The organism is Geomonas oryzae (assembly GCF_004117875.1).
Classification (GTDB): domain Bacteria; phylum Desulfobacterota; class Desulfuromonadia; order Geobacterales; family Geobacteraceae; genus Geomonas; species Geomonas oryzae.
The window spans coordinates 49,741-75,464 of record NZ_RAHW01000010.1; the positions used below are offsets into that span (position 1 = coordinate 49,741).

The following is a 25,724-nucleotide window of genomic DNA, read 5'->3' on the forward strand; positions in this document are numbered from 1 at the left end:
AGACAGGCTGAGGTTGAGGTTAAGGTTGAGAAAAAGGCTGTGGTCAGTGACCGCGGCCTTTTCTTTTGTCCACGAAGTGCGGCATGAGATGCCGCGTCCCCCTTTGCGAGGGGGGGCCTGCCCCCGTAGCCTCGGCGAAGGGGGGACAGGGGGAATTTGCCTTCATCCGCCGTTCTTAACCTTTATTTCAAGCTCAACCTGCTTCTGAAACATGACCCGCGCCACCGGCATCTCCGGGGCGTCCACATCCTCCTCAAGCAGCAGCACCTTCCCCGGATAGGCCCCGAAGATCCGCCCCAGCTCTCCCGGCTGCAACAAGAAATCCTTCCGGTGCTCTCCCGGCATCCCGGGTGCGTCGAGGATGGTCTCCATCAACAGGATGCCCCCCGGCGCAAGCGCCGCCATCAGGCTCGGAATCAGTTCCCGCATCAGAAAATTGAAGTTGAGGATCAGGTCGTAGCTCCCGCTCGGACGCCACAGGTCCAGGTCCGCCTCGACAAACTCCACGGCAACCCCGACCTCGGCCGCACGGCGTCCAGCCCGCTCCAGCCCCCTGGGAGAGATGTCCACGCCGCAGGCCTTAAAACCGTGCTGGGCAAGAAAGATGGCGTTACGCCCTTCTCCGCAGGCAAGGTCGAGGGCGCGCCTCCCCGGCACCAGGGCAAGGATCTGCTCAAGGCTCTTCGCCAGAAGCCGTGAGGGACCGAAAGAAAAGAAATGCTCCGTCCCGCTGTAACGCTCGTCCCACTTGATACGGTCTGACTCCATCGCGCCCCCCTGTCCCGAAGATGGCCCATATGTGGCATTTCCCGCCGGATTGTCAAGCTTTTCGGCGCCGCGCCGCGCCGCTTTCCACTCCGTCCGAAGCGCCGCCCGCAGATTGCGACATATTTCGTCGCACACCCGTGGTTTCCTGTAAAAAACAGGAGGTGCACCATGATCTATCTGACCAATGACGCGCTGGACCAGGTCGTTTATTTCGAAATGCGGAGCAAGGAAGCGCTCAGAAGCGGGAGGAGCGTCCAGCAGGTCTACCACGGGCTGCTCGGCAACGGCGTGCACGAGGTGGACGTCACCATGAAAAAGAGAAGAGGCTCCGTCGAGATCGCCTTCGGCTCCAGCGCACTGTTCTGCTTCGTCGAGGAGGATGCCCTGCGCCGCATGCTGGAAGGGATGGTGCGGGAAAAGACGGTGCACTGAGCACATCCCCCCCCACCGGTCCCGCACTCCGGGCACGGCAGATCCTGTCGCCTGTCTCTCCGGACGCGTCCTGATGCAGGAGGCGACCACCACGAGCTTCGCCGACGGGCGCCCACTGAACGGCGACCTGGTGATCCCGAACTCGGCGACCCGCTACCTGGGTGACGCCCTCGGCGGACGCGGCGTCCTCGGCACCCCGGCGGCGCTCGCCGTGGCGCCCGGCTTCGACCAGTTGAGCTACCTCTCGGGGCGGGTCCCGGCGCCGTTCATGATGACGCTCGCCGACGGCGCACCGGTCTTCAAAATAGCCCCCGCGGCGGGGAGTGCCGCGGCGACCGCACCGCGCGAGGGGTATTTCCAGTTCGACCAACCCGACGCGACGCACGGCATGCTCATCGACCAGGCATCCTCCCCGGTCACCTTCCAGCTCGCCCAGCGCCAGATGGTGTACTTCGTCCGCAACGGGATCGCCGTCGACCCGACGGTAACCTCGGCGGCACTTCCGCGCGTCGAGGCGGCGGGAACAACGCCCCGTTACCGGGTGCTTGCGCCGCGGGTGATGAAAGTTTTGACGCCGCGCTACTGACCGCGCCCATCCCTTCCATCCTCCCCCTGAACGACAGAAGGTCCGTCCGGCATTTCCGGGCGGACCTTTCTTTCGCCGTGATTTCGTTCAACTTACCTCTCGACAAAGCGGGCCATTTGCAATATATTCCGGCGGTACTGTATACATTTTCCCTGCCGCACTCCCGGCAGGCCCCATTACCAGCCGATCACCATCAATCCCACGCAAAGGAGAACAGAACCGATGGCAACTCCAGAGTTCAAGTACCAGGAAGCTTTCCCGCTCGGGCCGGACACCACCAAGTACCGCCTGATCCCGGACTCCAAGCAGTACGTTTCGGTCGCCAACTTCGATGGCCAGGAGATCTTGAAGGTCGCTCCCGAGGCCCTCACCGTGGTGGCCAACACCGCTATGAGGGATCTCTCCTTCCTGCTTCGCCCCGAGCACAACGAGATGGTCGCGAAGATCCTGACCGATCCGGAAGCTTCCCAGAACGACAAGGGGGTCGCCCTCGCCTTCCTGAGAAACGCCGAGGTCGCCGCCAACTTCGAACTCCCCATCTGCCAGGACACCGGCACCGCCATCGTCATGGGCAAGAAGGGGCAGCAGGTCTGGACCGGCGCCAACGACGAGGAGTACCTCTCCAAGGGGGTTTACAGGACCTACACCGAGGAGAACCTGCGCTACTCCCAGACCGTCGCGCTCGACATGTACAAAGAGACCAACACCGGGACGAACCTCCCGGCCCAGATCGACCTCTACGCCACCAAGGGGGCCGAGTACAAGTTCCTCTTCATGGCCAAGGGTGGCGGCTCCGCCAACAAGACTTACCTCTACCAGGAGACCAAGGCGCTCCTCAACCCGGAAAGCCTCGTGAAGTTCCTGGTCGCCAAGATGAAGACGCTCGGCACCGCGGCATGCCCGCCGTACCACTTGGCCTTCGCCATCGGCGGCACCAGCGCCGAGGCCAACCTGAAGACCGTGAAGCTTGCCAGCGCCAAGTACCTCGACGCGCTCCCCACCAGCGGCAACGAGCACGGCCAGGCCTTCCGCGACATCGAGCTTGAAAAACTCATCCTCGAAGAAGCGCAGAAAAGCGGTATCGGCGCCCAGTTCGGCGGCAAGTACTTCGCCCACGACGTGCGCATCATCCGTCTGCCGCGCCACGGCGCCTCCTGCCCGGTCGGCATGGGCGTATCCTGCTCCGCGGACCGCAACATCAAGGCGAAGATCAACAAGGAAGGGATCTGGGTCGAGCAGATGGACGACAACCCGGGCCGCCTGATCCCCGAGCGTTTCCGCGGCAAGCACGAGCACGGCGTCAGGATCAACCTGAACCAGCCGATGAAAGAGATCCTCGCCGAGCTTTCCAAGCACCCGGTCTCCACTCCGCTCTTGCTCTCCGGGACCATCGTGGTCGGCCGCGACATCGCGCATGCGAAGTTCAAGGAGATCCTCGACTCCGGCAAGCCGCTTCCCGAGTACCTGAAGAACCACCCGATCTACTACGCCGGCCCGGCGAAGACCCCGAAAGGGAAGCCCTCCGGCTCCTTCGGCCCGACCACCGCGGGGCGCATGGACTCCTACGTCGACCTCCTGCAGGCCAACGGCGGCTCCATGGTGATGATCGCCAAGGGTAACCGCTCGCAGCAGGTTACCGACGCGTGCAAGAAGCACGGCGGCTTCTACTTAGGCTCCATCGGCGGCCCGGCCGCCATCCTCGCCGAGGAGAACATCAAGAAGGTCGAGTGCATCGACTTCCCCGAGCTCGGCATGGAGGCGGTCTGGAAGATCGAGGTGGAGGACTTCCCGGCGTTCATCCTCGTGGATGACAAGGGGAACGACTTCTTCAAGCAGCTCGGGATCTAACAGGTAAGACAGACCGCAGGACGAAAAAAGCCCCCGTTGCCGTAATGGCAGCGGGGGCTTTTCTGTTCGGTCCCTTGAGGCCTCCACAAGAACCTTTTACATATACACCATCACCCTGAAATGGAGCCTCCCGTCCATGGTGGTAAACGGGATGGTAACCCCTTTACACTGCACGCTCATGCTCCCGTCCGTGGTGCAGGCCTCGGGGGGGTCTGTCATGGGGCGCAGCCGCCCCGACAGCACCAGGGGAAGGCCCAGGGCGACGCTGCCGTACTGTTCGTGGTACTTGGTCTTGAACACGCCGGCGATGTTGTTCGCCACCTCGCCGACCGCATCCGAGATGGCTTCGTCATCGGCCTCCTCGATCATCAGCAGGTCCTTGGCGATCTGCTCCGCGGGCCCTTTCTCCGTGGCGAAGATGATGTAGCCGACACGGTCGCCGGCAACCCCCACGATCCCGACCACGTCGGAGTGCAGCGGGTTGATCTTCTTCTCTACCTTGCCGGCAAAGATGTCCGTGTTCATGTAGCTCTTGAAGGTGTCCTGGGTGGCCGACATGATGGTGAACATGATCTCTTCGAACGTTATGCTGTTGCTCAAGGCAACCCCCTTTACAACAATTGATGATTGACGATGGACAATTGACAATGAAAAACAGTGAGGGCAATTGCGTCGCTACCCTTGCTATTCGTCATTCACCGCAAAAGCTTTAGCGATGCGTATACATGACACAAATTGCGCGTCATCTGCCTGCCGTGCGGCAAACGTTGTCAATCGTCGAGCGTCGATTGTCAATTGGTTCAGATTCCCGTCAACTCCGCCACTTTAAGCTCGATGTCGTCCCCGTTTACCCTCACCACCTTCCCGTTTTCTTCCTCGGTGCGGATCACCCCTTCGTCGATCCATACCTGCAGGCGCTCCTCTTCCACGCCGAAGTGCTCGCAGGCTTGCGCCACCGTGAACCAGGTCTTCGATGCCAGCATGATATCCCCCTTTAACCGGCTCCGGCCGCAGCTTGGATGCGTTCCAATAAAAGGGCGCGGGCTCGGTTTTAATTACAGATTCCACCGTTGGATGGTACCGCTCTTGCCTGCCATGTCAAGCAGCGCGGGGAGCTAGCACCGCAAAAACATTACAAGTTTGCCGCATGTGCTTTTTTTGCTTTTCCAATGAGCTTTCCTGCCGATAAGTACAAGGCGGCTGCTTAATGAGCCATCGGAGACCTTGAAGATGCCGACCAGAGAGCTACAACGCGAGACGGTCCTGTTCGTCGACGACGAGAAGAGCTACCTTGCCTATACAAGCGAACTCTTCGAGAACCGGGGCCTCAACATCCTCACCGCCGGCTCGGCCGTGGAGGCCCTGGAGATCGTGGAGCATCACTCGGTCGCCGTTGTGGTCTCGGATAACGAGATGCCGGGTATGCGGGGGATCGAGCTGCTGTCGCGGATCAAGGAGATCTCGCCGCACACGGTGAAGATCATGATGACCGGCAGCGCCGATCTTGCGACCACCCTTGCCGCGATCAACAGCGGAGAGGTCTTCCGCTTCGTGCTGAAGCCCTGGAAAAAGGCGGAGATGCTGCGCGCGGTGAAGGACGGCATCCGCCGCTACCGCGTTTTGCAGGCGATCAAGCGGGAGGACGAGTTCATCCTGCACTCCCTCGCGCAGACCATCGAGCTGAAGGACGCCTCGACGAAGGGGCATTGCGACCGCGTGGCGACACTTGCGCTGCGCCTGGCGGAGCGTCTGGGGATCTCGGAGGAGATCCAGCAGGAGATAAGGTACGGCAGCTGGCTGCACGACTGCGGCAAGATCGGCGTACCGGAAGCGATCCTCAACGCGGAACGCGCCCTCACCGAGGAGGAGTTCTCCATCGTGATGAAGCACCCGGAATGGGGGCGAGAGGTGGTGCGCAAGGCGAACCTCTCGAAGACGGTCCAGGAGATCGTCCTGTACCACCACGAGCGCTACGACGGCAAGGGATACCCGTACGGTCTTGCCGGCGACAAGATCCCGCTGGAGGCGCAGATCGTCGCCACCGCCGACATCTGCGACGCGCTCACCATGGACCGTCCCTACCGCAAGGGTTTCGACCGGGACGAGCTTCTCTGGACCATGAAGGGGATGAGCGGGTCGAACCTCGATCCGAAGCTGGTCGAAGTGCTCTTCGAGCTGCTTGCCGAGGAGGAACCGAGCGAGGTGTGACGAGGGGCAATGAGGATTCAGGGCGCCGCCGGATGCAACCTGTAGTCAGGTGGATCGGCAAAGCCGCTACATTGCTTGGTAGATCAATCATCCGTCGCGGTGCACGACTTATCCATCGCGTTGGATAAATCATCCATCGCGGTGCACGACTTATCCATCGCGTTAGATTAATCATCCATCACGGTGCACGACTTATCCATCGCGTTGGATTAATCATCCATCGCGGTGCACGACTTATCCATCGCGTTGGATTAATCATCCATCGGGGTGTGCAACTTATCCATCGCGTTAGATTAATCATCCATCGCGGTGCACAACTTATCCATCGCGTTAGATTAATCATCCATCGCGGTGTACGACTTATCCACCGCGTTGGATTAATCATCCATAGTCCTGTACAACTTATCCATCGCGTTAGATTAATTATCCATCGCGGTGTACAACTTATCCATCGCGTTAGATTAATCATCCATCGCGGTGTACAACTTATCCATCGCGTTAGATTAATCGTCCATCGTGCCCGGGCAAACAAAAAGAGGGGGGAGCATGTCATGCTCCCCCCTCTTCGTTTCCGTGCGACCGACGCTATTTCTTCTTGCGCGCCTGTTCGACCGCCTTTTCGAAGCGTGCCGCCTCGAACCCCTTGAGGATCTTGGCGTCGTCACCGATGACGATGACCGGAACGCCCTGGCTCTTGTACTTGCCGGTCACAAGCGCCATCGCGTCGGGGTCCACCTCGACGTCACGATTTATGAACGGGATGTTGTTCCTGGTGAAATACTCCTTGGCCGCCCTGCAGTGCGGGCACCAGGAGGTGGAGAAGAGGACGATCTTCGGATACTTCACTTCCTGCGCGCGCCCCCCCAGCGGACTCTGGGGAAGCTGCTGTTCGGCACCGAAGCCGGCAAGCGGGAGCAGCAGGGATGCAGCCAGGATGGCGGTCAGCACAATACGCATGTCTATCAGTCTCCCTTGTTTTTTGTTTTGTTGCCGCCGACGGTGAGCTGCCGCCGGATCATCTTGAAACTTAACGTTTTAGGGTTGCCGGGACGGCGCACGAGGATCAGGACCGGAGTCCCGGCGCGCCCCCTCAGGCGCCGATCCACGATGAACTTGAAGTCGCTTCCCGCGGTCGGCGTGCCGTCCACCTGAACGATGATGTCTCCCGCCTTGATGCCGGCCAGATGCGCGGGGCCTCCCGCCACCAGCTGCCGCACCGCTATGGTGCCGTCGGCCCTTGGGACGCCGTCGATGCCGACCCCGCCGAAAGCGGACCCCTCGCCGGACACAGGCAGGGCGAGCAGGAGCAAAAGTTGTAATAGACACATTATTCTGATCATGGGGCGTCAACTTATACGAAGGGCGCCCCGGCTGTCAACTATGCTTTTGCCGAGCTTTTCCCTCTGTGTTATAAATGATGCGTCCAAATCCACCAACGGAGCTACCCATATGACTCTTCGAACCAAGGTGAAAGAAGCCCTCTCCCAAGGACGCCCCGGCAGCACCATCCTCGTGAAGGGGTGGGTGCGCACGATACGGAACAGCAAGGAGGTCACCTTCATCTCCTTGAACGACGGTTCCTGCCTGTCCGGGATTCAGGTGGTGGTCGAGCCGGAGCTTGTCAACTACCGCGAGATCACCGGAATCGGAACCGGCAGTGCCCTGGCGGTCACCGGTGTGCTGCAGGAGTCTCCCGCCGCCGGGCAGGCGCTCGAGCTCAAAGCGGGCGTCATTGAGGTGGTGGGGGGCGCCGACCAGGATTATCCGATGCAGAAGAAGCGGCACACCTTCGAGTACCTGCGCACCATCGCCCATCTGCGGCTGCGCAGCAACACCTTCGGAGCCGTCTTCCGCGTCCGTTCCGCCCTGGCCCAGGAGGTGCACCGCTTCTTCGCCGAACGCGGCTTTCTCTACGTACACACCCCGATCATCACCTCGAACGACTGCGAGGGGGCTGGGGAGCTCTTCCGGGTGACCACCCTCGACATGGCCCACCCCCCGCTGGAAAACGGCGCGGTCGACTTCTCCGGCGACTTCTTCGGCAGGGCCACCGGTCTCACCGTGAGCGGCCAGTTGGAGGGCGAGCTTTTCGCCCAGGCCTTCTCCGACATCTACACCTTCGGCCCGACCTTCCGGGCCGAAAACTCCAACACGGCGCGCCACGCCGCCGAGTTCTGGATGATCGAGCCGGAGATGGCCTTCGCCGACCTCTCCGACGATGCCGATCTCGCCGAAGCCTTCCTGAAAAGGCTCTGCCGCTTCTCCCTCGACAACTGCCAGGAAGACATGAGCTTCTTCAACGCGCAGATCGACAAGGGGCTCCTCGAGCGCATCGAAGGGGTCGCGGAAGCCTCGTTTGCCCGCATGGATTACGGTGAGGCGATCGAGCGGCTGAAAAAGGCGCCGGTATCGTTCCAGTTCCCGGTGGAGTGGGGGCTAGACCTGCAGTCGGAGCACGAGCGCTACCTGACCGAACAGGTGGTGGGGGGGCCGGTCTTCATCATGAACTACCCGAAGGAGATCAAGGCGTTCTACATGAGGCAGAACGACGACGGCAAGACCGTCGCGGCCATGGACCTCCTGGTCCCGAAAGTCGGGGAGATCATCGGCGGGAGCCAGCGCGAGGAGCGGCTGGAACTTCTGGAGCGGCGCATGCTGGAGACGGGGATCGAGCCGGAGTCGCTTTCGTGGTACCTGGATACCCGGCGCTGGGGCTCCACGCCGCACGCCGGTTTCGGGCTCGGCTTCGAGCGGCTGATCATGTACCTGACCGGGATGGAGAACATAAGGGACGTCATCCCGTTCCCGAGGACACCGAGGCACGCGGAGTTCTAGGGACGCTTCGCTTCCAGAGCGGGCAATAAAAAGAGGCAAGGGCCGCGCGGCCTTTGCCTCTTTTGTTTCACTAAGAGAGCAGCTTCCTAGCGCTGCGCACTCTGCGGCCAGTAACTCCCCCCGACCAGCATCGCCTTGATCTTGCCGATCTTCACCTTGGTGGTGACCATGACCGGGATCTTGAGCGCGTCGTCGGTGAGCCACACCTTGATCTCGCCGGAACGGTTGAAGAAACCGTCCGCTTTCATGACCGGCTGCACCACTATGGTCTTGAAGCGCCCGACCGGCGTGTCGATTTCCTCGCGGTTCAGCACCTTCACCTCGGTGTTCCAGAGTTTCTTGCAGTCGTAGATATCGACATGCAGCGACTTGCCCGGGGTGAGTTGCAGACTGCGCACGTAATAGACGATGGAGAGGGGATCGAAGGTGTTGGGTCCTATGTCGTCGACGCGCTGGGTCTTATGCAGGAGGTCCCGTGATTCGACCTTCAGTTTCTGCTGGTCGAAATGCGCCTCCTTGAGCTTTCGATGGTTCCCTTCGCTGATCTTGTTGCGGAAATAGGTGGGGACACCGAACCGGTCGCCGCTGCCGCGCTGCACGACGGATTCGGCGCGGTCGTCCACCTTGAAGAAGGTATCCAGCCACGGCATCGAGCGGGTGGTGGTGACGATGTGGATCTCCCCCCCCTTGGTGACCGCCTCCTGCACAGTAGTACCCGCCTTGACGCCGGTCCAGCTGACGTCGTAGATCAACTTCTCGTTGGGACTCATGGCACCGGCCGGAGCGGCGGACAGGGAAAGGACGAGAACTGCGACAAGGGACAATAATGCTGAAAGTTTCATGTCCACAGATTAGCCCCTCGCCGCTCATTTTTTCAAGGGAAAAAACGTAGGGATTACCTAATGTTAGAACACTCACACGAAGCCGACGGACTGGCTGCGCCGTCATCGCACCGGGACAGGCGGGAAGCTCTACGCGCCGCTGCTCTTGGTGATCATGATGACACCGATGGCGACCAGCACCGTGCCGGCCCAGCGCATGGGACTCACCACCTCGTGCAGGAGGTACTGGGAAAGGAAGGCGACCAGGATGTAGTTGAGCGCCTGCATGGGGAGGGCGACGGAGAGGTCTTCCCATGAGAGGACGGCGAGCCAGAGGAAGAAGAAGACGGCGAGCATCGCCGTGCCGAAGACGAGCTTCGGCGTGGTGAGTGCCTGCACGGCGACCCGGAGGATGCCCTTCAGGTTCATGGTCGAGATGTCGCCCAGTTCCTTCATGCCGCTGGCCAGGAGCAGGTCGCCGATGGTACCGGCGGTAACCGCGGCCAGCATGACCACTACCGTCTTAAACATACGTCTTTTCCTCTCCCCGGTAATTTCTCAGCCTTAGGCCGAGCCGGGCCATTTTCTCTCGCACGCGCGGGCTGGTGAGCGCCGCCAGTTCCGCCTCGTGCTGATAATCGGGCATGCGCCGTTTCAGGGTGGAACAGGGATGGCAGCCGGGATGGAAGTAGATCTCGGTGACCCCCTCCCCCACCCCGTCAAGAGCCGAGAGCAGGTATTCCTCGGTCATGTGCCCGGAGTTCAAAAGCCCCTTCACCTCGGCGGCATAGCGGATGCCGAGCCGGTCCAGGCGCGGACGGCAGCGGTCGGCGAGTCGGGCGAAGATGAAGGCGTCGGCGCACTTGCCTACGATGCGCCTCCTGTCCAGCGCGAGGTTTGCGGGGAGGTTTTCCCTGGTGAGCCGGAAGCTCTTGATGCCGTAGGCGGGGATCAGCTCGCAGAGGATGTCGAACACCACCGGGTGCATGTGGATGTTCAGGTGACCGTCCACGTGGGTGAGCTCGACTCCTGCGTCCCGGCACTTCGCGAGCTGCGCGTCGATCTCCTGGCGGAGCTTCTTCCTGAGCCCCTTGAGGAAGAAATAGCGCATCCCGGCAAGCACCGGGTCGTCGGTGAACGCGCCCCCGGCGTCGGTCAGGGCGGGAAGCCCCTGCTGCCTTAGCACCGCGCTCCCTTGCACCAGGGTGAGGTGCAGCCCCACCTGCAGCGCGGGGTTCGCACGTGCGAAGGCCGCCGCCTCCTCGAAGGCGTCCCCTCCCACCATGAGGGAGGTGCCGGTCAGCATCCCCTCCTGCCATGCTCTTACGATGCCGCGGTTCGCGCCGGTGCTCAGCCCGAAGTCGTCGGCGTTCAGGATCACTTCTTTCATAAAGACCTATCATCTCCTCCCCCTGGAGGGGGGAGGTCGGGAGGGGGGGAATACGCAACAGGCAGCGCTTCCCCCTCCCCGCCCCTCCCCCTCCAGGGGAGGGAGTAACTGCTAGCAGGCGGCCTTCTTGCGCTTTTTCATGTAGCTTAGGTACTGCGCCCCTTCCTTCAGGAGCTTTCTGCGTACCTTCGCATCGACCAGCATGCTGTAGATGCTGCGCGCGATATAGCGGGGGCGGAAGTAGAACTTGTTGTAGAAGAGCTCCACGGCGTCGAAGATCTCCTGGTTGGTGAGGTCCGGGTAGTTGATGACGCACTTCTGGTGCCCGGTGGCGTCCAGGAAGCTGTCGGAGGCGATCCAGCCGTTTTCCTTCGCCATCTGGTAGAACTCGGTGCCGGGGTACGGCGAGGCCAGGGAGACCTGGATCGAGGTGAGGTCGAGGTCGATGGCGTAGGCGATGGTCTCCTTGATGGTTTCCCGCGTCTCGCCGGGGAGCCCGAGCACGAAGGCGCCGTGCACCGTGATGCCGAGCTTCTTGCAGTTCTTGGTGAACTCGATCGCCTGCGCCTTGGTGACCCCCTTCTTGATGTTCTTGAGGATCTGCTCGTTGCCCGACTCGTAGCCGACCACGACGTGGTGCATGCCGGCGTCGGAGAGCTCCTTCAGGGTCTCGTAGTCGCAGTTGGCGCGCGCGTTGATCACCCAGGAGACGTTCAACGGCTTGATGGCCCGGGCGATGGCGATGGCGTGCTGCTTGTCGGCGGTGAAGGTGTCGTCGTCAAAGGAGATGTCCTTCACCTGGGGGAGGTTCTCCTTGATCCACTTCACCTCCTCGTAGACGTTCTCGGGACTTCTCTTTCTGAGGGTTCTCCCGGAGAAGGTCTGCGGCCAGAGGCAGTAGATGCAGCGCGACGGGCAGCCGCGGCTTGCGTAGATGGAAACGTAGGGATGCTTGAAGTGCGGGATGACGTACTCCTCGATGGGGAGGTCCCGCTTGTACACCTGGCTCGCGAAGGGGAGTGCGTCGAGGTCCTGAATCGGGGGACGGTCCTTGGTGTGCTGCACCTTGCCGTCCTTCATGAAGCTGATGCCGTCGACCTCCTCCCAGGGTTTCCCCGCGCACAGCTCCGCGGTGGAGTAGTCGAACTCACCGCGGCAGACGATGTCGACCGCGCCGTCGGCGAAGCGCAGGCTCTCCTCGGGGAGCACGCTCACGTGCGGGCCGGTGAGCACGGTCACCGTCTCCGGACGCTGCGCCTTGACCCGGCGCGCCGTTTCCACGTCGATGGCGAGGGTCGGGGTGGAGGTGTACATCACCACCATGTCGAAATCCTTGGCGATCTTCAGGCAGGCGTCGAGATCAAGCCGCTGCACCGGTGCGTCAACGACGCGCGCCCCCGGGATCATCCCCGCGGGGTAGGTTAGCCAGCCGGGAAACCAGAAAGAGGTTACCTCCCGGGAGGCCTGGTAACGCGCTCCGGCGCCTCCGTCGAAATCCTCGAAGGTGGGCGGGTTCAAAAACAGCGGCTTCATGTCCCCTCCAGATTAATGAAGTCAAACAAAAAAGAACCCTGACTATAAGACGGCAGGGGCGGTTTGTCAAGGCGAACCCTGGCCGGGTTCGGAAAGCGTTGCGGCCGTGCCTCCCCTCTGTTAAAGTGGCCGGTCGAGAGGAACGAACCGCTATGACTACGGAAAAAAGAAGTCTGGGGGTGGTGGCCGCCATGCCCCAGGAGATCGCGCCGGTTCTCGCGCGCATAAAGGGTTTCCGCCAAGACACGCTCGCCGGCCGGAACCTGTACCGCTTCCCGGTGGACGGCAGGCCGGTCTTTCTGATCGAGTCCGGCATGGGACCCAAGCACGCCGCGGCGGCGACGCGTGCACTCATCGCTCACGCAGCCCCCGAGGCGCTCGTGAACTTCGGGTTCGGAGGCGCCGTGCTTCCGGGGCTGGAGGTCGCGGAACTGGTGCTGGCCGAGCGGGTTTTCCACCTGGAAGGCGATCTCCTCCGCGAACTCCCCCCGCCTGACCCGCTCCTTGCCACCCTCGCCTCGGAGCACTGCTGCAAAGTCGGGGTGCAGTTGCGGCGCGGCGGCTTCGTGACCTCGAGCGCCATCAAGAACAAGCGGGAGATGGCAAGCCGCATCGGCGCGGCCACCCCCTTGCCGCTTCTCGAGATGGAAACGGCAGCCGTCCTCCAAGAAGCTCAGGAGGCGGGGATACCGCTTTTCGCGCTTAGGAGCGTGAGCGACGCGGCCGACGAGGAGTTGGGGTTTGCCATCGAGGATTTCTGCGACGCGGAGCTGAACCTGAGTCCCTGGCGCGTGGCGCTCGCCATCGCGAAGCGCCCCTTGCTGGTGCCGCAGTTGATCAGGCTTTCCGGGAATACGCGCAAGGCGGGAAGAACGCTTGCCCTGGCGGTGGAGCTCACCCTGCAGGCGCTCGCCAGGGAGTCCTGAGCCGGCTCTAGTCGAAGCTCTCCGAGAAGCGTGCCGCGATCTCCCCCTTCAGGTAGGCGTCCGCCTCGGCCGCGGTGGCGAAGTTCAGCGCCTTCTGCGCCACGGCGCGCGCTTCCTCGAGGGTGCAGCGGCGCAGGATCTTCTTCACCCGCGGGATGGAGACCGCGTTCATCGAGAGTTCGTCGTAGCCGAGCCCAAGCAGGATGGGGAGGTACTCCGGGTCACCCGCCATCTCGCCGCAGATGCAGGCCTCGATCCCGGCGGCATGGGCCGCGTCGACGATGGTCTTTAGCGATCTGAGCACCGCGGGGTGCAGCGGCTGGAACAGCGAGGAGAGGTGTTCGTTGGTGCGGTCGATGGCGAGGGTGTACTGGATGAGGTCGTTGGTGCCGACGCTGAAGAAGTCGACCTCGGCCGCCAAGAGATCGGCGATCACCACCGCGGACGGGATCTCGATCATGATCCCGACCTGCACCTTCTCGTCGAAGGGGTGCCTGCCGCGCAGCTCCTCCTTCACCTCCTCCAAAAGCGCCTTGGCGGCGCGCACCTCGGCCACCCCCGACACCATCGGGAAGAAGAGCTTCACCTCGCCGAAGGCGCTCGCCCTGAGGATCGCCCTCAACTGGGCCTTGAACGCCTCGGGCTGGCGCAAGGAAAGCCGTATCGCGCGCAGCCCCAGGGCCGGGTTCATCTCGTCTGAGAGGTCGAGATCGGTGAGGCACTTGTCGCCGCCTATGTCCAGGGTGCGGATGGTGACCGGCAGCGGCGCCATCTTCTTCACCAGGGCCGCGTAGGCCTCGAACTGCTCCTCCTCGGTCGGCAGCGTACTGCGGTTGAAGAAGAGCATCTCGGTGCGATACAGGCCGATCCCGTCGCTGCCGTGCTTCTCCAGCGAGGCGACCTCCTCAATGACCTCCACGTTCCCCTTTAGAAGCATGCGGTGCCCGTCGAGGGTCTCCGCCGGGAGGTCGCGCAGCTTCAAAAGCTCGCGTTCCACGTACTCGTAGCGCTGCTTTTTCTGCAGGTATTCCTTGAATTCTTCCTGGCTCGGGTTGACGATGACGACGCCGGTAGCGCCGTCGATGATCAGGGTGTCGCCGTCCTGCACCTCCGTCGTGATCCGCTCAAGGCCGACCACGCCGGGGATCTCGAAGGCGCGCGCGAGTATGGAGGAGTGCGAGGTCTTGCCCCCCAGGTCGGTGATGAACCCCATCACCTTCTCCTTGTCGATCTGCAGGATGTCGGCCGGGGAGAGGTCGTGGGCCACCACGATCGCCTTGCCGTCGATCCTCGTGAGCGGCTCCTGCTTTTCCCCCACCATGTTCCTGAGCACCCGCTCGACGACCGTTTCCACGTCATTGCCGCGCTCGCGCAGGTAGTCGTCCTCCACCCCCTCGAAGAACGCCTTGAAGCGCCCGAGGGTCCGTTTCAGCGCCCCTTCCGCGTTGATGCCGAGCCGCTCGATGTACTGGGTGGTCTCCCCGACCAGCATGGTGTCGTCGAGGAGCATGAGGTGCGCGTCGATGACGCAGAGGTGCTCGGGGCCGTGGGTGCTGGCGAGCTGGTCCTTCAGGGCGTAAAGCTCCCCCTTCGCCCGCTCGAGGGCGCACGTGAAGCGCTCCACCTCGCAGGGGATCTCTTCGCGGGCCACCACCACCTCGGTCACCGCCACGCGGCGGCGGTCGGTGATGCGCACCTCGCCGATGGCGATGCCGGCGGAGGCGCCGATCCCCTTCAGTTGTCTCGACTCACTCCTCTCCGAATCCATTGCGGATCAGTTCCCCCAGAGCGGCGTAGGCCTCCACCTCGTCCGCTCCTTCGCACTTGAGCGTGACGGTGCTCCCCTTTGCCGCCGCAAGCATCATGATCCCCATGATGCTCTTGCCGTTCACCTCGATCCCCTCGCGCTCGATCCTGATCTCGGAGGAGAAACCGCTGGCCGTTTTCACCAAAAGCGCCGAGGCCCTCGCATGCAGCCCCAGCTTGTTGGGTATGACGTATTCGCCTTCTATCATATCTGCCCTCACCCACCTGCGCCGAGGCTACGGTGGGCAAACCCTCCTAAATAATTGCTTTTCCAAAGGTCTACGCCGAGGCTACGGCGGGTAAACCCTCTTTATAATTACTTCTTCAGGAAATCGCCGGCTACGGTGATCCCTTCCTGGGCGCTCTCCTTCAGCTTCAGTGCGAGCTCGGCGACGCTAGAGCGCCCGCGCTCCTGGGTGAAGCGGATCAGCATGGGGAGATTCACCCCGGTCAATACCTCGACCTTCCCTTCCTGCAGGAAGGAGATGCTCATGTTGGAGGGGGTGCCGCCGAACATGTCGGTCATGATGATCGCCCCGTCGCCGGAAACACGCCCAACCGCCTCCTTTATCGAGGCCATGACGTCGGTGGCCGACGCGTCGGGCGCGATCCCCACCGCCTCGGCTAATTCCAGCTTTCCTACTATCATCTCCGCCGCGGCGAGAAGCTCCCCTGCCACGCCGGCGTGTGCTACCAAAAGCAGTCCTATCATCCCTGTCCCTTCTCTATATCCCGGTGGGATACGTTTATGTTCACGTTCCGTTGCCGGAAGTAGTGGTACAACTCTTCTGCTATGGCCACCGAGCGGTGCCTGCCGCCGGTGCAGCCGATGGAAACCGAGAGGTACGATTTCCCCTCGCGCCGGTACCCCGGCAGCAAAAACTCAAGCATGTCCCGGAAGCGCTCCAGGAAGACCTCGGTCTCCTTCTGCCCCAGGACGTAGTCGCGCACCGCGGGTTCGAGGCCCGAGTAGGGACGCAGCGCCGCCACGAAATAGGGGTTCGGGAGGAAACGGACGTCCATGACCAGGTCGCTCTCCAGCGGCAGCCCGTAACGGAAGCCGAACGACTGCAGGTTGACCTGCATCTCGAGCGCCCCCTCGCTCCCCTTCACGAGGCCGATCACCACCTCGCGCAGGCGGTGCACGTTCATCTCCGAGGTGTCGATGATGGCCGTGGCGATGCGCCTTAAGCCCGCGAGCTGGTCGCGCTCGAAGCGGATCCCCTCGGGAACGCTCGCCCCCTCCAGCGCAGGGTGGCGGCGCCGGGTCTCGGAGAAGCGGCGGATGAGCACCTGGTCGGTGGCATCGAAGTAGAGGATCTTGACGCTGTGACCGGCCGAGGCGATGGCCTGGAATACCTGGTCGTACCCCTTGATGAAGTCCCGGCTCCTGATGTCCATCACCAGGGCGACGTCCTTGATGTCCTCACGGGAATGCTCGACGAGCTCTATGAAGGTGGCGACGAGCGAAACCGGGAGGTTGTCCAGGCAGAAGAACCCCTCGTCCTCGAGCGCCTTCACCGCCGTCGATTTTCCCGAGCCGGAGAGGCCGGTTATGATGACGATGCGCATCTACTCCACCTCGTTGCCCAGGGGGCGGAACTCCAGGCGTGCCAGGAGCTTTTCGTGGAACTCCCGGGCCGAGTGGTATCCCATCCCCTTCAGGAGGAAGTTCCTGGCGGCGACCTCGATGATCGAGGTCAGGTTGCGCCCCGGTCGGACCGGGATCTTCACGTGCGGCAGGTCGACACCCAAGATGGTCTTCATCGGTTCGTCGATGCCGAGCCGCTCGTACTCCTGGTTCGCGTCCCACTCAACCAGTTCCAGCACCATGTCGATGATCTTCTTCTCGCGGATCGAGGAGACCCCGTAGAGGTCCTTGATGTTGATGATGCCGAGGCCGCGGATCTCCATGTGGTACTGGATGGTCTCCCCCGCCTGCCCTACGAGCGCCGCCGGCATCTTCTTCTTGATGTGGATCACGTCGTCGGCGACCAGCCGGTGGCCGCGGATCACGAGGTCCAGGGCGCACTCGCTCTTGCCGATGCCGCTTTTGCCGAGCAAAAGCACCCCAACGCCCAAGACGTCCACGAGAACGCCGTGGATGTGGGTCGAGGGGAGCAGGCTCTCCTCCAGGAACTTGGTGATGAGGCTTATGAAGGTGGAGGACTGGTGATGGGTGACCAGAAGCGGGATCCCCGCCCCTTGCGCCGAGCGCTTCAGGAATTCGGGGGGATCAAGCCCCTTGGTGACGATGAAGCAGGCGATGGGGTAGGTGCAGAGCTTCTCGATATGGCGCGAGCCGACCTCCTCGGGGATCTGGCTCAGGTACGAGATCTCGGTGTTGCCCAGCACCTGGACCCGGTCCGGATGCAGATGCTCGGTGTAGCCGGTGAGGGCCAAGCCGGGTTTCTGGATGCGCGAGCTGTAAAGCCGGTTGACGAGCCCCGCGTCGCCGCACAAAAGCTGCAGGTCGAGGCCGTACGCCTTGTCTTCCAGGAGGTCCTTGATGCTGAGGCTCATGCTTGTCAATGCTGCGACCCTTCCCCCGTGCAAGCGAAAAGCCCCGCGAGGGGCCGTTATCGCAACGGGAGGCGCCACGGGGACGCCTCCCCTCGCTTCCTTGTCCCCGGGGAAATCCCCGGGGAGCTATCGAGTTGTCAGGAAGTAACTACGGGTTCTCCGGAGAGATGAGGCCGTAGTTGCCGTCCTTTCTGCGGTAAACCACGTTGATGGTTTCGGTGGAGGACTCGGTGTAAACCAGGAAGTCCTTGTGCAGAAGTTCCATCTGCATCACCGCCTCCTCGACGGACATGGGCTTCATGGTGAAACTCTTGGTCTTGATGATGACCGGGGCCTGGGTCCCTTCCTCGATACCCTGGGCCTGAACGATAGCCTTCTGCACCTGGCGCTCGCGGGCGTCGGCGGCCGGCTTGTGCGCCTTGATGCGCTCCTTGAAGCGGCGCAGCTGACGCTCGATCTTGTCGGATACCGCGTCGATGGAGGCGTACATGTCGTTGGTCTCTTCCGCTGCCTTGATGGTGATCCCTTTGGCGGTAATGGTCACCTCGGCCAGGTGGCGGATCTTTTCCACGGTCAAAAAGACCTGGACGACGATCGGGTCGTCGATATATTTCTTAACCCTCTCCAGCTTCTCCTCAGCGTAGCTTTTCAGGGCTTCGCTCGGTTCCATGTGCCTGAATGTCGTGGTTATCTGCATACGAAGTACCTCCCTTTATTGTCAATACACGCGATCCGCCCGCCGCCGCCGACGGCGGTGTCCGCGTTAGAAATGCTTCTTGCGCTCCGAGGAGGAGCCGATACGGAGCATCTCGCGGTACTTGGTGACGGTGCGCCGCGCGATGACGATGTTGTGGTCGGAGAGGAGCTCGGCCAGGCGCTGGTCCGAATAGGGGCGCTTGGGGTCCTCGTTGTCGACGAGTTCCTTGATCTTGCTCTTGACGCTCTCCGAGGCGATGAAATCCCCCTCGCCGGTGGAGATCCCCGAGTTGAAGAAGTACTTGAGTTCGAAGAGCCCCTGGGGGGTCTGCATGTATTTGTTGGTGGTGACGCGGCTGATGGTGGACTCGTGCATGCCGATGTCCTCGGCGATGTCGCGCAGAACCAGCGGGCGCAGGTGCTCGATGCCGCGGTCCAGGAAGTCGCGCTGGAACTTCACGATGCTCTTCGCCACCTTGAAGATGGTGCGCTGGCGCTGCTGGATGCTCTTTATGAGCCAGATGGCGGAGCGCATCTTCTCGCCGATGTAGTCCTCGGCCACCTTGTCCACCGGACGGCTCGCCTTGGCGTCCGGCGCGTAGAGCGGGTTGATCCTCAGGTTCGGCATCCCCTCGTCGTTCAGCATCACCACGTACTCGTCGCCCACCTTGTGCACGAAGATGTCGGCCGAGATGTACTGCACGTCGTCGCTGCCGAAGACGCGCCCGGGCTTCGGGTCGAGCTCGGCGATGATGCGGGTGGCGGCCAGGATGTCGTTCACGTCCACCCCGAGCACCTTGGCGGCCTGCTTGTACTTGTGGCTCTCCAGGTCCTTTAGGTGGTCGCGCAGAAGCGCTTCGACGAGGCTTCCCCCCATGCCGAGGCTTGCCACCTGCAACAGCAGGCACTCGCGCAGGTCGCGGGCGCCGACGCCTACCGGATCGAACTCCTGGACCCTTTTGAGCACGGCATCGACGAGCGGCACGAGGACGCTCCCGGCGTAGCCGTCAAAGGTGTCGTTGACCTGCTCTTCCGGTGCGTCACCGGCGACCCCGCCCCACTCGAGCGCCTCCTCGCGGAAGGGGGTGGCCTGCACGCAGGCCTGCGCCACGTCGTCGAGCCCGGCACGCAGGTAGCCGTCCTCGTCGATGTTCCCGATGATCTCCGCCCCTATCGCCATCTCGCGGTCGGTGAGGCGGGTGAGGCTCAACTGCCAGATGAGGTGGTCGAAAAGGGTCGATTTCTTGGTGAGGAGGTTCTCGAAAGAGGGACGGTCCTCGTCGTCGTAGTACTGTTCGCCGGAGCTGTAGTTGTAGCCGTCGATGTAGGAGTCCCAGTCCGCCTCGCGGGTCTCCTCGCCGGCGCGCACCTCCTGGAAGTCGCTCGCGGCGGCCTCCGGTTCGGCCTCCTTCTCGCGCAGTTCGAGCTGCTCGGGCTCGCGCACCTCCTCCTGCTCGATCACCTCGTCGAGGATCGGGTTCTCTTCCAGCTCCTGCCGCACCACGTCCTGGAGTTCCAGCCGGGAGAGCTGGAGCAGCTTGATGGCCTGCTGCAACTGGGGGGTCATCACCAGTTGCTGACTCATCTTCATCTGCTGGCGCATCTCAATTGCCATAAATCCTCACTGACACCTTGGAACCCGTTCAACGTTCAACGTTCAACGTTTGTTGCAAGTTCTTCGTTTACTCAAGGCTTGCCGCCGCAGTTCTTCGCATGCAATTCATGAATAGCGGGAACCTTTGATCTCATTATAGCGTACTCCGCTGCAATAGAAACCGCTATTCGTCTTTTCTTATTAGAACGTTGAACGCTGAACGTTGAACGTCTTCTCGTTTTACAGCTTGAACTTGTCCCCGAGATAGATCTCGCGCGCCTTCTTGCTTTGGGAAATCTGCACCGGATCGCCCACTTCGAGCACCTCGCCCGCGTTCATGATGTAGGCCTTGTCGCAAACACCCAAGGTCTCGCGGACGTTGTGGTCGGAAATGAGGACACCGAGCCCCTTCTCCTTCAACGCGGTGATGATGCTCTGGATGTCGATCACCGCGATCGGATCGATCCCCGCGAACGGCTCATCAAGGAGGATGAAGGCGGGATCGGTGGCAAGCGCCCGGGCGATCTCGACGCGGCGCCTCTCTCCACCGGAGAGGGCGTAGCCGCGGCTCCCCGCGATGTGACCGATGCGAAACTCGGCGAGGAGCTCCTCGACGCGCTCGCGACGCCTTACCGGGGTGAGGTCCATGGTCTCCAAAACGGCCAGAAGGTTGTCCCTCACCGTCAGGCGCCGAAACACGGACGGCTCCTGCGGCAGGTAGCTGATGCCGCGCCGCGCCCGCTGGTACATGGGGAGCCCGGTGATCGGGTCGCCGTCGAGGAAAACCTCCCCCTCGTCCGGTCTGGTGAGCCCCACCACCATGTAGAAGGTGGTGGTCTTGCCGGCGCCGTTGGGACCCAAAAGCCCCACGACCTCTCCGGCGTGGAGTTCGAGGTCGACCCCCTTCACCACCATCCGCTTGTTGAAACCCTTGGCGAGCCCCTTGGTGTAGAGGGTGCTACCGCTTCTGCCCGGCATCTTTACCCCCCGGATGGATGACCGCTTCCACCCGCTCCTTCGGACCGCTGGTGACGACGCTTTTCTGCTCGTTCACGTAATATACGATGACCTTTCCGGTGACGACGTCTTCGCCGGATACCACCCTCGGGTTGCCGTCCAGTGTGATGCGCGCCGTCTTCGGGTCGTAGACGCCGTGGGCGCCGGTCGCCTGCCGCTCCAGTTGCACGATGCGTACGTTTCCGAAGGCCTCGACCTGGCTCACCTCATTGCCGGGGCCGCTGTAGGAGACGACGAGACGGTCCGCGTAGAGCGTCATGTCCCCCTGGCGCGCGACCACTTTCCCTTCGAAGGTGGCGGTCTTCTTCTCGTTATCGGTGGTAAGCGTGTCGGACTTTACTTTTAAAGGCTCTTTGCTGCTGCCCGTCCCCTGGGCGCCGAAGGCCGCCGCCGCGAAGAGCGAAAGAGCTAGAACCGAGCCGAAGAGGATACGTCTCATCATTTCCCCTCCTGCCGGTACGTTGCGGTTACGTCTTTCATCAACTTGAACTTCCTCGTCTGCGTCTGATACTCCATTCCCGTTCCTTCCAACTGGCTCCCGACATCGGTGAGCCTTACCCGCTCCGCGGTCGTCAACAGGGTGCGCGCCGCGATGTAGTTGACGCGGGGAGCAAAAAAGCCGTACCCCTTGTCGCTTTTCCCACGCACGTCTCCGATGAGGGCGACATCCCTGGTGCCGTTATGGTACTCGGCATGCTGCGCGGTGATCTCGAGATCGCCCACGCCGCCCGCACCATGCACCAGCATCCGCACCCCCGTCAGATAGGAGATGTCGGATTTCTTGTTATACTCGGCCCGGTCCGCGGCGAGTTCCCACCGTTTAACCCCCTGTTTGGTTTCCGTGTAATGGAACTTCTGCAGGGAGACATCCACCTGCACGGGAAGCTTGCGCACCGCGAGTCTCGGCGCAGCTTCCTGCTGCATTCGGAAAACTATGGTGGCTATCACCAACAGGGAGGCAACTACTGCCAGGAAGCCGAGGAATCGCTTGAAATTATTGAAGTTATGCATGATTTCGAGGCAAAGTATAGCATCTAAAAAATTCACTGTAAAGCGCATTTTGCTGCGCCGTGAAAGTTTTGGCACAAAGATTGAAAAAGGCAAAAAAACGGCAGTTCACGGGGCTTAGGATGCGGGGCTGCGGTCCAGATGAGAGACGACCGCCCCGGCAAAACCGGGGCGATCAGTACGGCAGGATGTCGGGAAAGTTGACGGTTCAGGCGCGGTTTTCCAGGTACCACCGGTAGGTACCCGCGAGCCCCTCGTCGAGCTCGATCTCGTGGCGCCAGCCGAGTTCGTGAATCCGGCTCACGTCGCAGAGTTTTCTGGGGGTGCCGTCTGGCTTGGAGCTGTCGAAGAGGATCTTTCCCGTGAAGCCGACGACGGCGGCGATCTTCTGCGCCAGATCCGCTATGGTGATCTCCTCCCCGCTCCCCACGTTCACCGGGTCCCACCCCTCGTAGCGCTCCATGAGAAAGAGCGAGGCGCGCGCCACGTCGTCCACGTGCACGAACTCGCGGTACGGGGTGCCGGTCCCCCAGATGGTGACATCGGCGGCGCCCGACGCCTTCGCCTCGTGGAACCTGCGGATGAGGGCGGGGAGCACGTGCGAGGTGGTGAGGTCGAAGTTGTCGTTCGGGCCGTAAAGGTTCGTCGGCATGGCGCAGATGAACCTGGTGCCGTACTGGCGGTTGTAGGACTGGCACATCTTGATGCCGGCGATCTTCGCGATGGCGTACGGCTCGTTGGTCGGCTCGAGCGGACCGGTGAGCAGGGACTCCTCCCGGATCGGCTGCGGCGCGAGCCTCGGATAGATGCAGGTGGAGCCGAGCATGAGGAGCTTCTTTACGCCGACGAGGTAGCTCGAGTGGATCACGTTGTTCTGGATCATCAGGTTGTCGTAGATGAAGTCGGCCGGGAAGCTGTTGTTGGCGACGATTCCCCCCACCTTGGCGGCGGCCAGGAGAACGTAATCGGGGCGCTCCGCCTCGAAGAAGGCGCGCGCCGCCGCCTGGTCGCGCAGGTCGACCTCGGAGCTTTTGCGCAGCACGAGGTTCTCGAAGCCGCGACGCTCCAGTTCCCGCACCAGGGCGGACCCCACCAGGCCGCGATGGCCGGCGACGAAGATCTTCGCGTTATTTTCCATCCGCCCGTTGCTCCCGTTCGGCGTAGGCCAGGTCGGCCTGCGTCATCATCCGCACCAGCTCGGCGAAAGACGTCTTCGGCTCCCACCCGAGCTCGCGCTTGGCCTTGCCCGCGTCGCCCAGGAGAAGGTCCACCTCGGCGGGGCGGAAGTAGCGCGGGTCGATCTCGATGACGGTCTTGCCGGTGGCCCGGTTGATGCCGACTTCCTTTTCCCCAGTTCCTTCCCAGGCAAGCGGCATGTCGAGGCTGCCGAAGACGATCTCGGCGAACTCGCGCACGCTGTGGGTCTCGCCCGTCGCCACCACGTAATCGGCAGGCTGGTCCGCCTGCAGCATGCGCCACATCGCCTCCACGTAATCGCCGGCAAAGCCCCAGTCCCTCTTCGCCTCCAGGTTCCCCAGGTAGAGACGCTCCTGCAGCCCGAGTTTTATGCGCGCCGCGGCGCGAGTGATCTTCCTCGTGACGAAGGTCTCGCCGCGGCGCGGCGACTCGTGGTTGAAGAGGATGCCGTTGCAGGCGAACATGCCGTAGCTCTCGCGGTAGTTCATGGTGATGTAGAAGGCGTATGCCTTGGCGCAGGCGTACGGGGAGCGGGGGTAGAAGGGAGTCGTCTCGCGCTGCGGCGTCTCGACCACCTTGCCGTAGAGCTCCGAGGAGGAGGCCTGGTAGAAGCGGGTGTTGAGCCCCGCCTCCCGGATCCCCTCCAGGATGCGCACCGCGCCGAGCGCGTCGACCTCGCCGGTGTACTCCGGGACGTCGAAGGAGACGCGGACGTGGCTCTGGGCGCCCAGGTTGTAGATCTCGTCGGGGTGGACTTCGCGCAAGAGGCGGTTGATGGAACTCGCGTCGTTCAGGTCGCCGTAGTGGAGAAAGAGGCGGGTATCCTCCTCATGCGGGTCGCGGTAGATGTGATCGATCCTGCCGGTGTTGAAGGAGGAGGAGCGGCGGATCATGCCGTGCACCTCGTACCCCTTGGAGAGCAGCAGTTCCGCCAGATACGAGCCGTCCTGTCCGGTGATCCCCGTGATGAACGCTTTTTTCATGACCCCTCCGGGAAAATAAAGAACTCAAAATGAATAACATAGAAGCGGCGCACCTCAAGCCCTGGCGGCGCACTTTTACCCCGAAGCAAGGATCTTTTCGATAATCCTGGTCGTGGAGCGGCCGTCGACGAACTCGATGAGGGCGACCCTGCCGCCGTTGGCCTCGACCACCTCGCGCCCGACCACGTTCTCGATGCTGTAGTCTCCCCCCTTGACCAGGATGGCCGGGCGCAGCGCCTCGATCACCTTGAGCGGGGTGTCCTCGTCGAAGAGCACGACGTAGTCGATGCAGCCGAGCGCCGCGAGGATGTGCGCCCGCTCCGACTCCTGGATGAGCGGTCTCCCCTCCCCTTTAAGGCGGCGCACCGAGGCGTCCGTGTTGAGCCCCACGACGAGGATGTCGCCCAACTCGCGCGCCTTCTGCAGATACTTCACGTGCCCCACGTGCAATAGATCGAAGCAGCCGTTGGTGAAGACCACCTTCTTGCCGCGCTCGTGCGCCTTGGCGATCAGGTGGGTGAGGACGTCGAGGTTCTTGATCTTGGCGTCGCTGTCGCTCAGGCCGTGCGCCGCCTCGGCGACGATCTCCTCCGGGGAGACGGTGGAGGTGCCGAGCTTACCCACGGCGATGCCGGCGGCGACGTTGGCCACCCAGGCGGCGTCGGCTATGGTGAGGCCGCAGGCGATCCCCAGGGAGAGGACCGAGATGACGGTATCGCCCGCCCCGGTCACGTCGAAGACCTCGCGGGCCACGGTCGGGATGTGCACAGCCTCCCCGCGGACCGGGAAGAGCGACATCCCCGCTTCGCTGCGGGTGATGAGGAGCGCATCGAGCTCGAGGTCGGAGAGGATGGTGTCGGCCGCCTTTTCCAGCGAAGTCATGTCGGTGATGGCGGTCCCCGAGGCGATCTCCGCCTCCTTGCGGTTCGGGGTGAGCAGCGTTGCGCCGCGGTACTTGCCGAAGTCGTTCCCCTTCGGGTCGACGACCACCGGCACGCCGAGTGCGCGCCCCTTTTTGCAGATGGCGGAGAGGACCGCCGGGGTGAGCACCCCCTTCATGTAGTCCGAGACCACGACGACGTCGAAGCCCGACAGGTGCGCCTCCACGTAGTCAAGGAGCACCCTTTCGGTCGCAAGACCAAGCACCGACTTCGTTTCCCGGTCGATGCGCACGATCTGCTGGTGCGCGGCGAGCACGCGGGTCTTCTTGCTCGTTTTTCTTTCGGGGTCCTGGAAGAGCCCCGCGAGGTCCACGCCTTTTTCCTCCATGGCGCCTCGCAGCAGTTCTCCGTCCTCGTCGCCGCCGATCACCGAGCAGACCGCCACCTGGCATCCCAGGGCGATCAGGTTGTTTACCACGTTGCCCGCGCCGCCGAGACGCAGGTCCTCATGGGACACCTCGACCACCTGGACCGGTGCCTCCGGCGAGATGCGCTCGGCCTTGCCCCACAGGTACTCGTCCAGCATGAGATCGCCTATGACCAAAACCCGTATCGATCCGGCGCGCTCGAAAAGTGATTCTATTTCTCTTCTATCCATAACTCTCTCCAAAA

General features: G+C 62.4%; 28 protein-coding genes. 6 read left to right on the forward strand and 22 right to left on the reverse strand.

Annotated features, from left to right (window positions below):
* Positions 1 to 162: 162 nt before the first annotated feature.
* Positions 163 to 768 (reverse strand): class I SAM-dependent methyltransferase, encoded by a 606-nt coding sequence (locus D6Z24_RS19975; RefSeq protein ID WP_129128377.1) that lies wholly within the window; start codon positions 766 to 768, stop codon positions 163 to 165.
* Between the two features lie 168 nt (positions 769 to 936).
* Here D6Z24_RS19975 and D6Z24_RS19980 point away from each other — a divergent pair, with 168 nt between their 5' ends.
* The 3 genes from D6Z24_RS19980 (at position 937) to D6Z24_RS19990 (ending at position 3,634) form a co-directional block, all read left to right on the forward strand.
* Entirely contained in the window at positions 937 to 1,200 is a 264-nt protein-coding gene (locus D6Z24_RS19980; protein ID WP_129128378.1) for a hypothetical protein, read from the forward strand.
* 73 nt (positions 1,201 to 1,273) lie between these two features.
* Positions 1,274 to 1,786 carry a hypothetical protein gene (locus tag D6Z24_RS19985; RefSeq protein WP_129128379.1) on the forward strand — a complete coding sequence of 171 codons (513 nt, stop codon included), beginning with the start codon at positions 1,274 to 1,276 and terminating at the stop codon, positions 1,784 to 1,786.
* 222 nt (positions 1,787 to 2,008) lie between these two features.
* Positions 2,009 to 3,634, forward strand: coding sequence for a fumarate hydratase (locus D6Z24_RS19990; RefSeq protein WP_129128380.1), 1,626 nt, complete (start codon positions 2,009 to 2,011; stop codon positions 3,632 to 3,634).
* A 96-nt stretch (positions 3,635 to 3,730) separates the two neighbouring features.
* Here D6Z24_RS19990 and D6Z24_RS19995 read toward each other — a convergent pair whose 3' ends face one another.
* Positions 3,731 to 4,234, reverse strand: a complete 504-nt coding sequence (locus tag D6Z24_RS19995; RefSeq protein ID WP_246014742.1) for a chemotaxis protein CheX — start codon at positions 4,232 to 4,234, stop codon at positions 3,731 to 3,733.
* A gap of 200 nt (positions 4,235 to 4,434) precedes the next feature.
* Positions 4,435 to 4,617 carry a helix-turn-helix domain-containing protein gene (locus D6Z24_RS20000; RefSeq protein WP_129128381.1) on the reverse strand — a complete coding sequence of 61 codons (183 nt, stop codon included), beginning with the start codon at positions 4,615 to 4,617 and terminating at the stop codon, positions 4,435 to 4,437.
* A 247-nt stretch (positions 4,618 to 4,864) separates the two neighbouring features.
* On the opposite strand from D6Z24_RS20000, the gene D6Z24_RS20005 reads away from it, so the two are divergent.
* Positions 4,865 to 5,842, forward strand: a complete 978-nt coding sequence (locus tag D6Z24_RS20005) for an HD domain-containing phosphohydrolase (RefSeq protein ID WP_129128382.1) — start codon at positions 4,865 to 4,867, stop codon at positions 5,840 to 5,842.
* A 585-nt stretch (positions 5,843 to 6,427) separates the two neighbouring features.
* On the opposite strand, the gene D6Z24_RS20010 is transcribed toward D6Z24_RS20005, so the two are convergent.
* Together D6Z24_RS20010 and D6Z24_RS20015 are read right to left on the reverse strand one after the other, a co-directional pair.
* Positions 6,428 to 6,799, reverse strand: coding sequence for a glutaredoxin domain-containing protein (locus D6Z24_RS20010; protein ID WP_129128383.1), 372 nt, complete (start codon positions 6,797 to 6,799; stop codon positions 6,428 to 6,430).
* A gap of 5 nt (positions 6,800 to 6,804) precedes the next feature.
* Positions 6,805 to 7,182, reverse strand: a complete 378-nt coding sequence (locus tag D6Z24_RS20015; protein WP_129128384.1) for a S41 family peptidase — start codon at positions 7,180 to 7,182, stop codon at positions 6,805 to 6,807.
* Between the two features lie 109 nt (positions 7,183 to 7,291).
* Between D6Z24_RS20015 and asnS the strand changes: the two genes are divergently transcribed.
* The gene (gene asnS, locus D6Z24_RS20020; protein WP_129128385.1) at positions 7,292 to 8,677 is read left to right on the forward strand and encodes an asparagine--tRNA ligase; all 1,386 of its coding nucleotides are present in this window, start codon (positions 7,292 to 7,294) and stop codon (positions 8,675 to 8,677) included.
* Positions 8,678 to 8,763: 86 nt separating this feature from the next.
* On the opposite strand, the gene D6Z24_RS20025 is transcribed toward asnS, so the two are convergent.
* The 4 genes from D6Z24_RS20025 to hpnJ form a co-directional block, all read right to left on the reverse strand.
* A complete protein-coding gene (locus D6Z24_RS20025) occupies positions 8,764 to 9,519 on the reverse strand; it encodes a DUF3108 domain-containing protein (protein WP_129128386.1) in 756 nt (251 codons plus the stop codon).
* A gap of 129 nt (positions 9,520 to 9,648) precedes the next feature.
* Positions 9,649 to 10,029 carry an EamA family transporter gene (locus D6Z24_RS20030; protein WP_129128387.1) on the reverse strand — a complete coding sequence of 127 codons (381 nt, stop codon included), beginning with the start codon at positions 10,027 to 10,029 and terminating at the stop codon, positions 9,649 to 9,651.
* Positions 10,022 to 10,888 (reverse strand): hopanoid biosynthesis-associated protein HpnK, encoded by an 867-nt coding sequence (gene hpnK / locus D6Z24_RS20035; RefSeq protein ID WP_129128388.1) that lies wholly within the window; start codon positions 10,886 to 10,888, stop codon positions 10,022 to 10,024. Before hpnK ends, D6Z24_RS20030 begins: the two co-directional genes overlap by 8 nt.
* 111 nt (positions 10,889 to 10,999) lie before the next feature.
* A complete protein-coding gene (hpnJ, locus tag D6Z24_RS20040; RefSeq protein ID WP_129128389.1) occupies positions 11,000 to 12,421 on the reverse strand; it encodes a hopanoid biosynthesis associated radical SAM protein HpnJ in 1,422 nt (473 codons plus the stop codon).
* Positions 12,422 to 12,573: 152 nt separating this feature from the next.
* Here hpnJ and D6Z24_RS20045 point away from each other — a divergent pair, with 152 nt between their 5' ends.
* Positions 12,574 to 13,347, forward strand: coding sequence for a phosphorylase family protein (locus D6Z24_RS20045; protein ID WP_129128390.1), 774 nt, complete (start codon positions 12,574 to 12,576; stop codon positions 13,345 to 13,347).
* A gap of 7 nt (positions 13,348 to 13,354) precedes the next feature.
* Here the strand turns inward: D6Z24_RS20045 and ptsP are convergent, their stop codons facing one another.
* The 13 genes from ptsP to hldE form a co-directional block, all read right to left on the reverse strand.
* Positions 13,355 to 15,115 carry a phosphoenolpyruvate--protein phosphotransferase gene (ptsP, locus tag D6Z24_RS20050; RefSeq protein ID WP_129128391.1) on the reverse strand — a complete coding sequence of 587 codons (1,761 nt, stop codon included), beginning with the start codon at positions 15,113 to 15,115 and terminating at the stop codon, positions 13,355 to 13,357.
* Positions 15,096 to 15,362 (reverse strand): HPr family phosphocarrier protein, encoded by a 267-nt coding sequence (locus D6Z24_RS20055; protein WP_129128392.1) that lies wholly within the window; start codon positions 15,360 to 15,362, stop codon positions 15,096 to 15,098. The genes ptsP and D6Z24_RS20055 overlap by 20 nt, the downstream gene beginning before the upstream one ends.
* A gap of 107 nt (positions 15,363 to 15,469) precedes the next feature.
* Positions 15,470 to 15,865 (reverse strand): PTS sugar transporter subunit IIA, encoded by a 396-nt coding sequence (locus D6Z24_RS20060; RefSeq protein WP_129128393.1) that lies wholly within the window; start codon positions 15,863 to 15,865, stop codon positions 15,470 to 15,472.
* Positions 15,862 to 16,725 carry an RNase adapter RapZ gene (gene rapZ, locus D6Z24_RS20065; RefSeq protein WP_129128394.1) on the reverse strand — a complete coding sequence of 288 codons (864 nt, stop codon included), beginning with the start codon at positions 16,723 to 16,725 and terminating at the stop codon, positions 15,862 to 15,864. The genes D6Z24_RS20060 and rapZ overlap by 4 nt, the downstream gene beginning before the upstream one ends.
* The gene (gene hprK / locus D6Z24_RS20070) at positions 16,726 to 17,676 is read right to left on the reverse strand and encodes an HPr(Ser) kinase/phosphatase (protein ID WP_162605201.1); all 951 of its coding nucleotides are present in this window, start codon (positions 17,674 to 17,676) and stop codon (positions 16,726 to 16,728) included.
* A gap of 148 nt (positions 17,677 to 17,824) precedes the next feature.
* Complete coding sequence (gene hpf, locus D6Z24_RS20075) at positions 17,825 to 18,373, reverse strand: ribosome hibernation-promoting factor, HPF/YfiA family (protein WP_129128396.1); 549 nt, start codon at positions 18,371 to 18,373, stop codon at positions 17,825 to 17,827.
* Positions 18,374 to 18,439: 66 nt separating this feature from the next.
* Positions 18,440 to 19,987 (reverse strand): RNA polymerase factor sigma-54, encoded by a 1,548-nt coding sequence (gene rpoN / locus D6Z24_RS20080; RefSeq protein ID WP_129128397.1) that lies wholly within the window; start codon positions 19,985 to 19,987, stop codon positions 18,440 to 18,442.
* Positions 19,988 to 20,206: 219 nt separating this feature from the next.
* Positions 20,207 to 20,944: an LPS export ABC transporter ATP-binding protein gene (gene lptB, locus D6Z24_RS20085; RefSeq protein WP_129128398.1), complete on the reverse strand. Its 738-nt coding sequence runs from the start codon at positions 20,942 to 20,944 to the stop codon at positions 20,207 to 20,209.
* Positions 20,925 to 21,425 carry a lipopolysaccharide transport periplasmic protein LptA gene (gene lptA / locus D6Z24_RS20090; protein ID WP_129128399.1) on the reverse strand — a complete coding sequence of 167 codons (501 nt, stop codon included), beginning with the start codon at positions 21,423 to 21,425 and terminating at the stop codon, positions 20,925 to 20,927. Before lptA ends, lptB begins: the two co-directional genes overlap by 20 nt.
* A complete protein-coding gene (lptC, locus tag D6Z24_RS20095) occupies positions 21,422 to 21,994 on the reverse strand; it encodes an LPS export ABC transporter periplasmic protein LptC (protein ID WP_246014743.1) in 573 nt (190 codons plus the stop codon). The genes lptA and lptC overlap by 4 nt, the downstream gene beginning before the upstream one ends.
* Positions 21,995 to 22,199: 205 nt before the next feature.
* On the reverse strand, positions 22,200 to 23,129 hold the full coding sequence (gene fcl / locus D6Z24_RS20100) for a GDP-L-fucose synthase (RefSeq protein WP_129128401.1): 930 nt from the start codon (positions 23,127 to 23,129) through the stop codon (positions 22,200 to 22,202).
* A complete protein-coding gene (gmd, locus tag D6Z24_RS20105) occupies positions 23,119 to 24,171 on the reverse strand; it encodes a GDP-mannose 4,6-dehydratase (RefSeq protein WP_129128402.1) in 1,053 nt (350 codons plus the stop codon). The genes fcl and gmd overlap by 11 nt, the downstream gene beginning before the upstream one ends.
* Before the next feature lie 75 nt (positions 24,172 to 24,246).
* Positions 24,247 to 25,710, reverse strand: a complete 1,464-nt coding sequence (gene hldE, locus D6Z24_RS20110) for a bifunctional D-glycero-beta-D-manno-heptose-7-phosphate kinase/D-glycero-beta-D-manno-heptose 1-phosphate adenylyltransferase HldE (RefSeq protein WP_129128403.1) — start codon at positions 25,708 to 25,710, stop codon at positions 24,247 to 24,249.
* Positions 25,711 to 25,724: the final 14 nt, after the last annotated feature.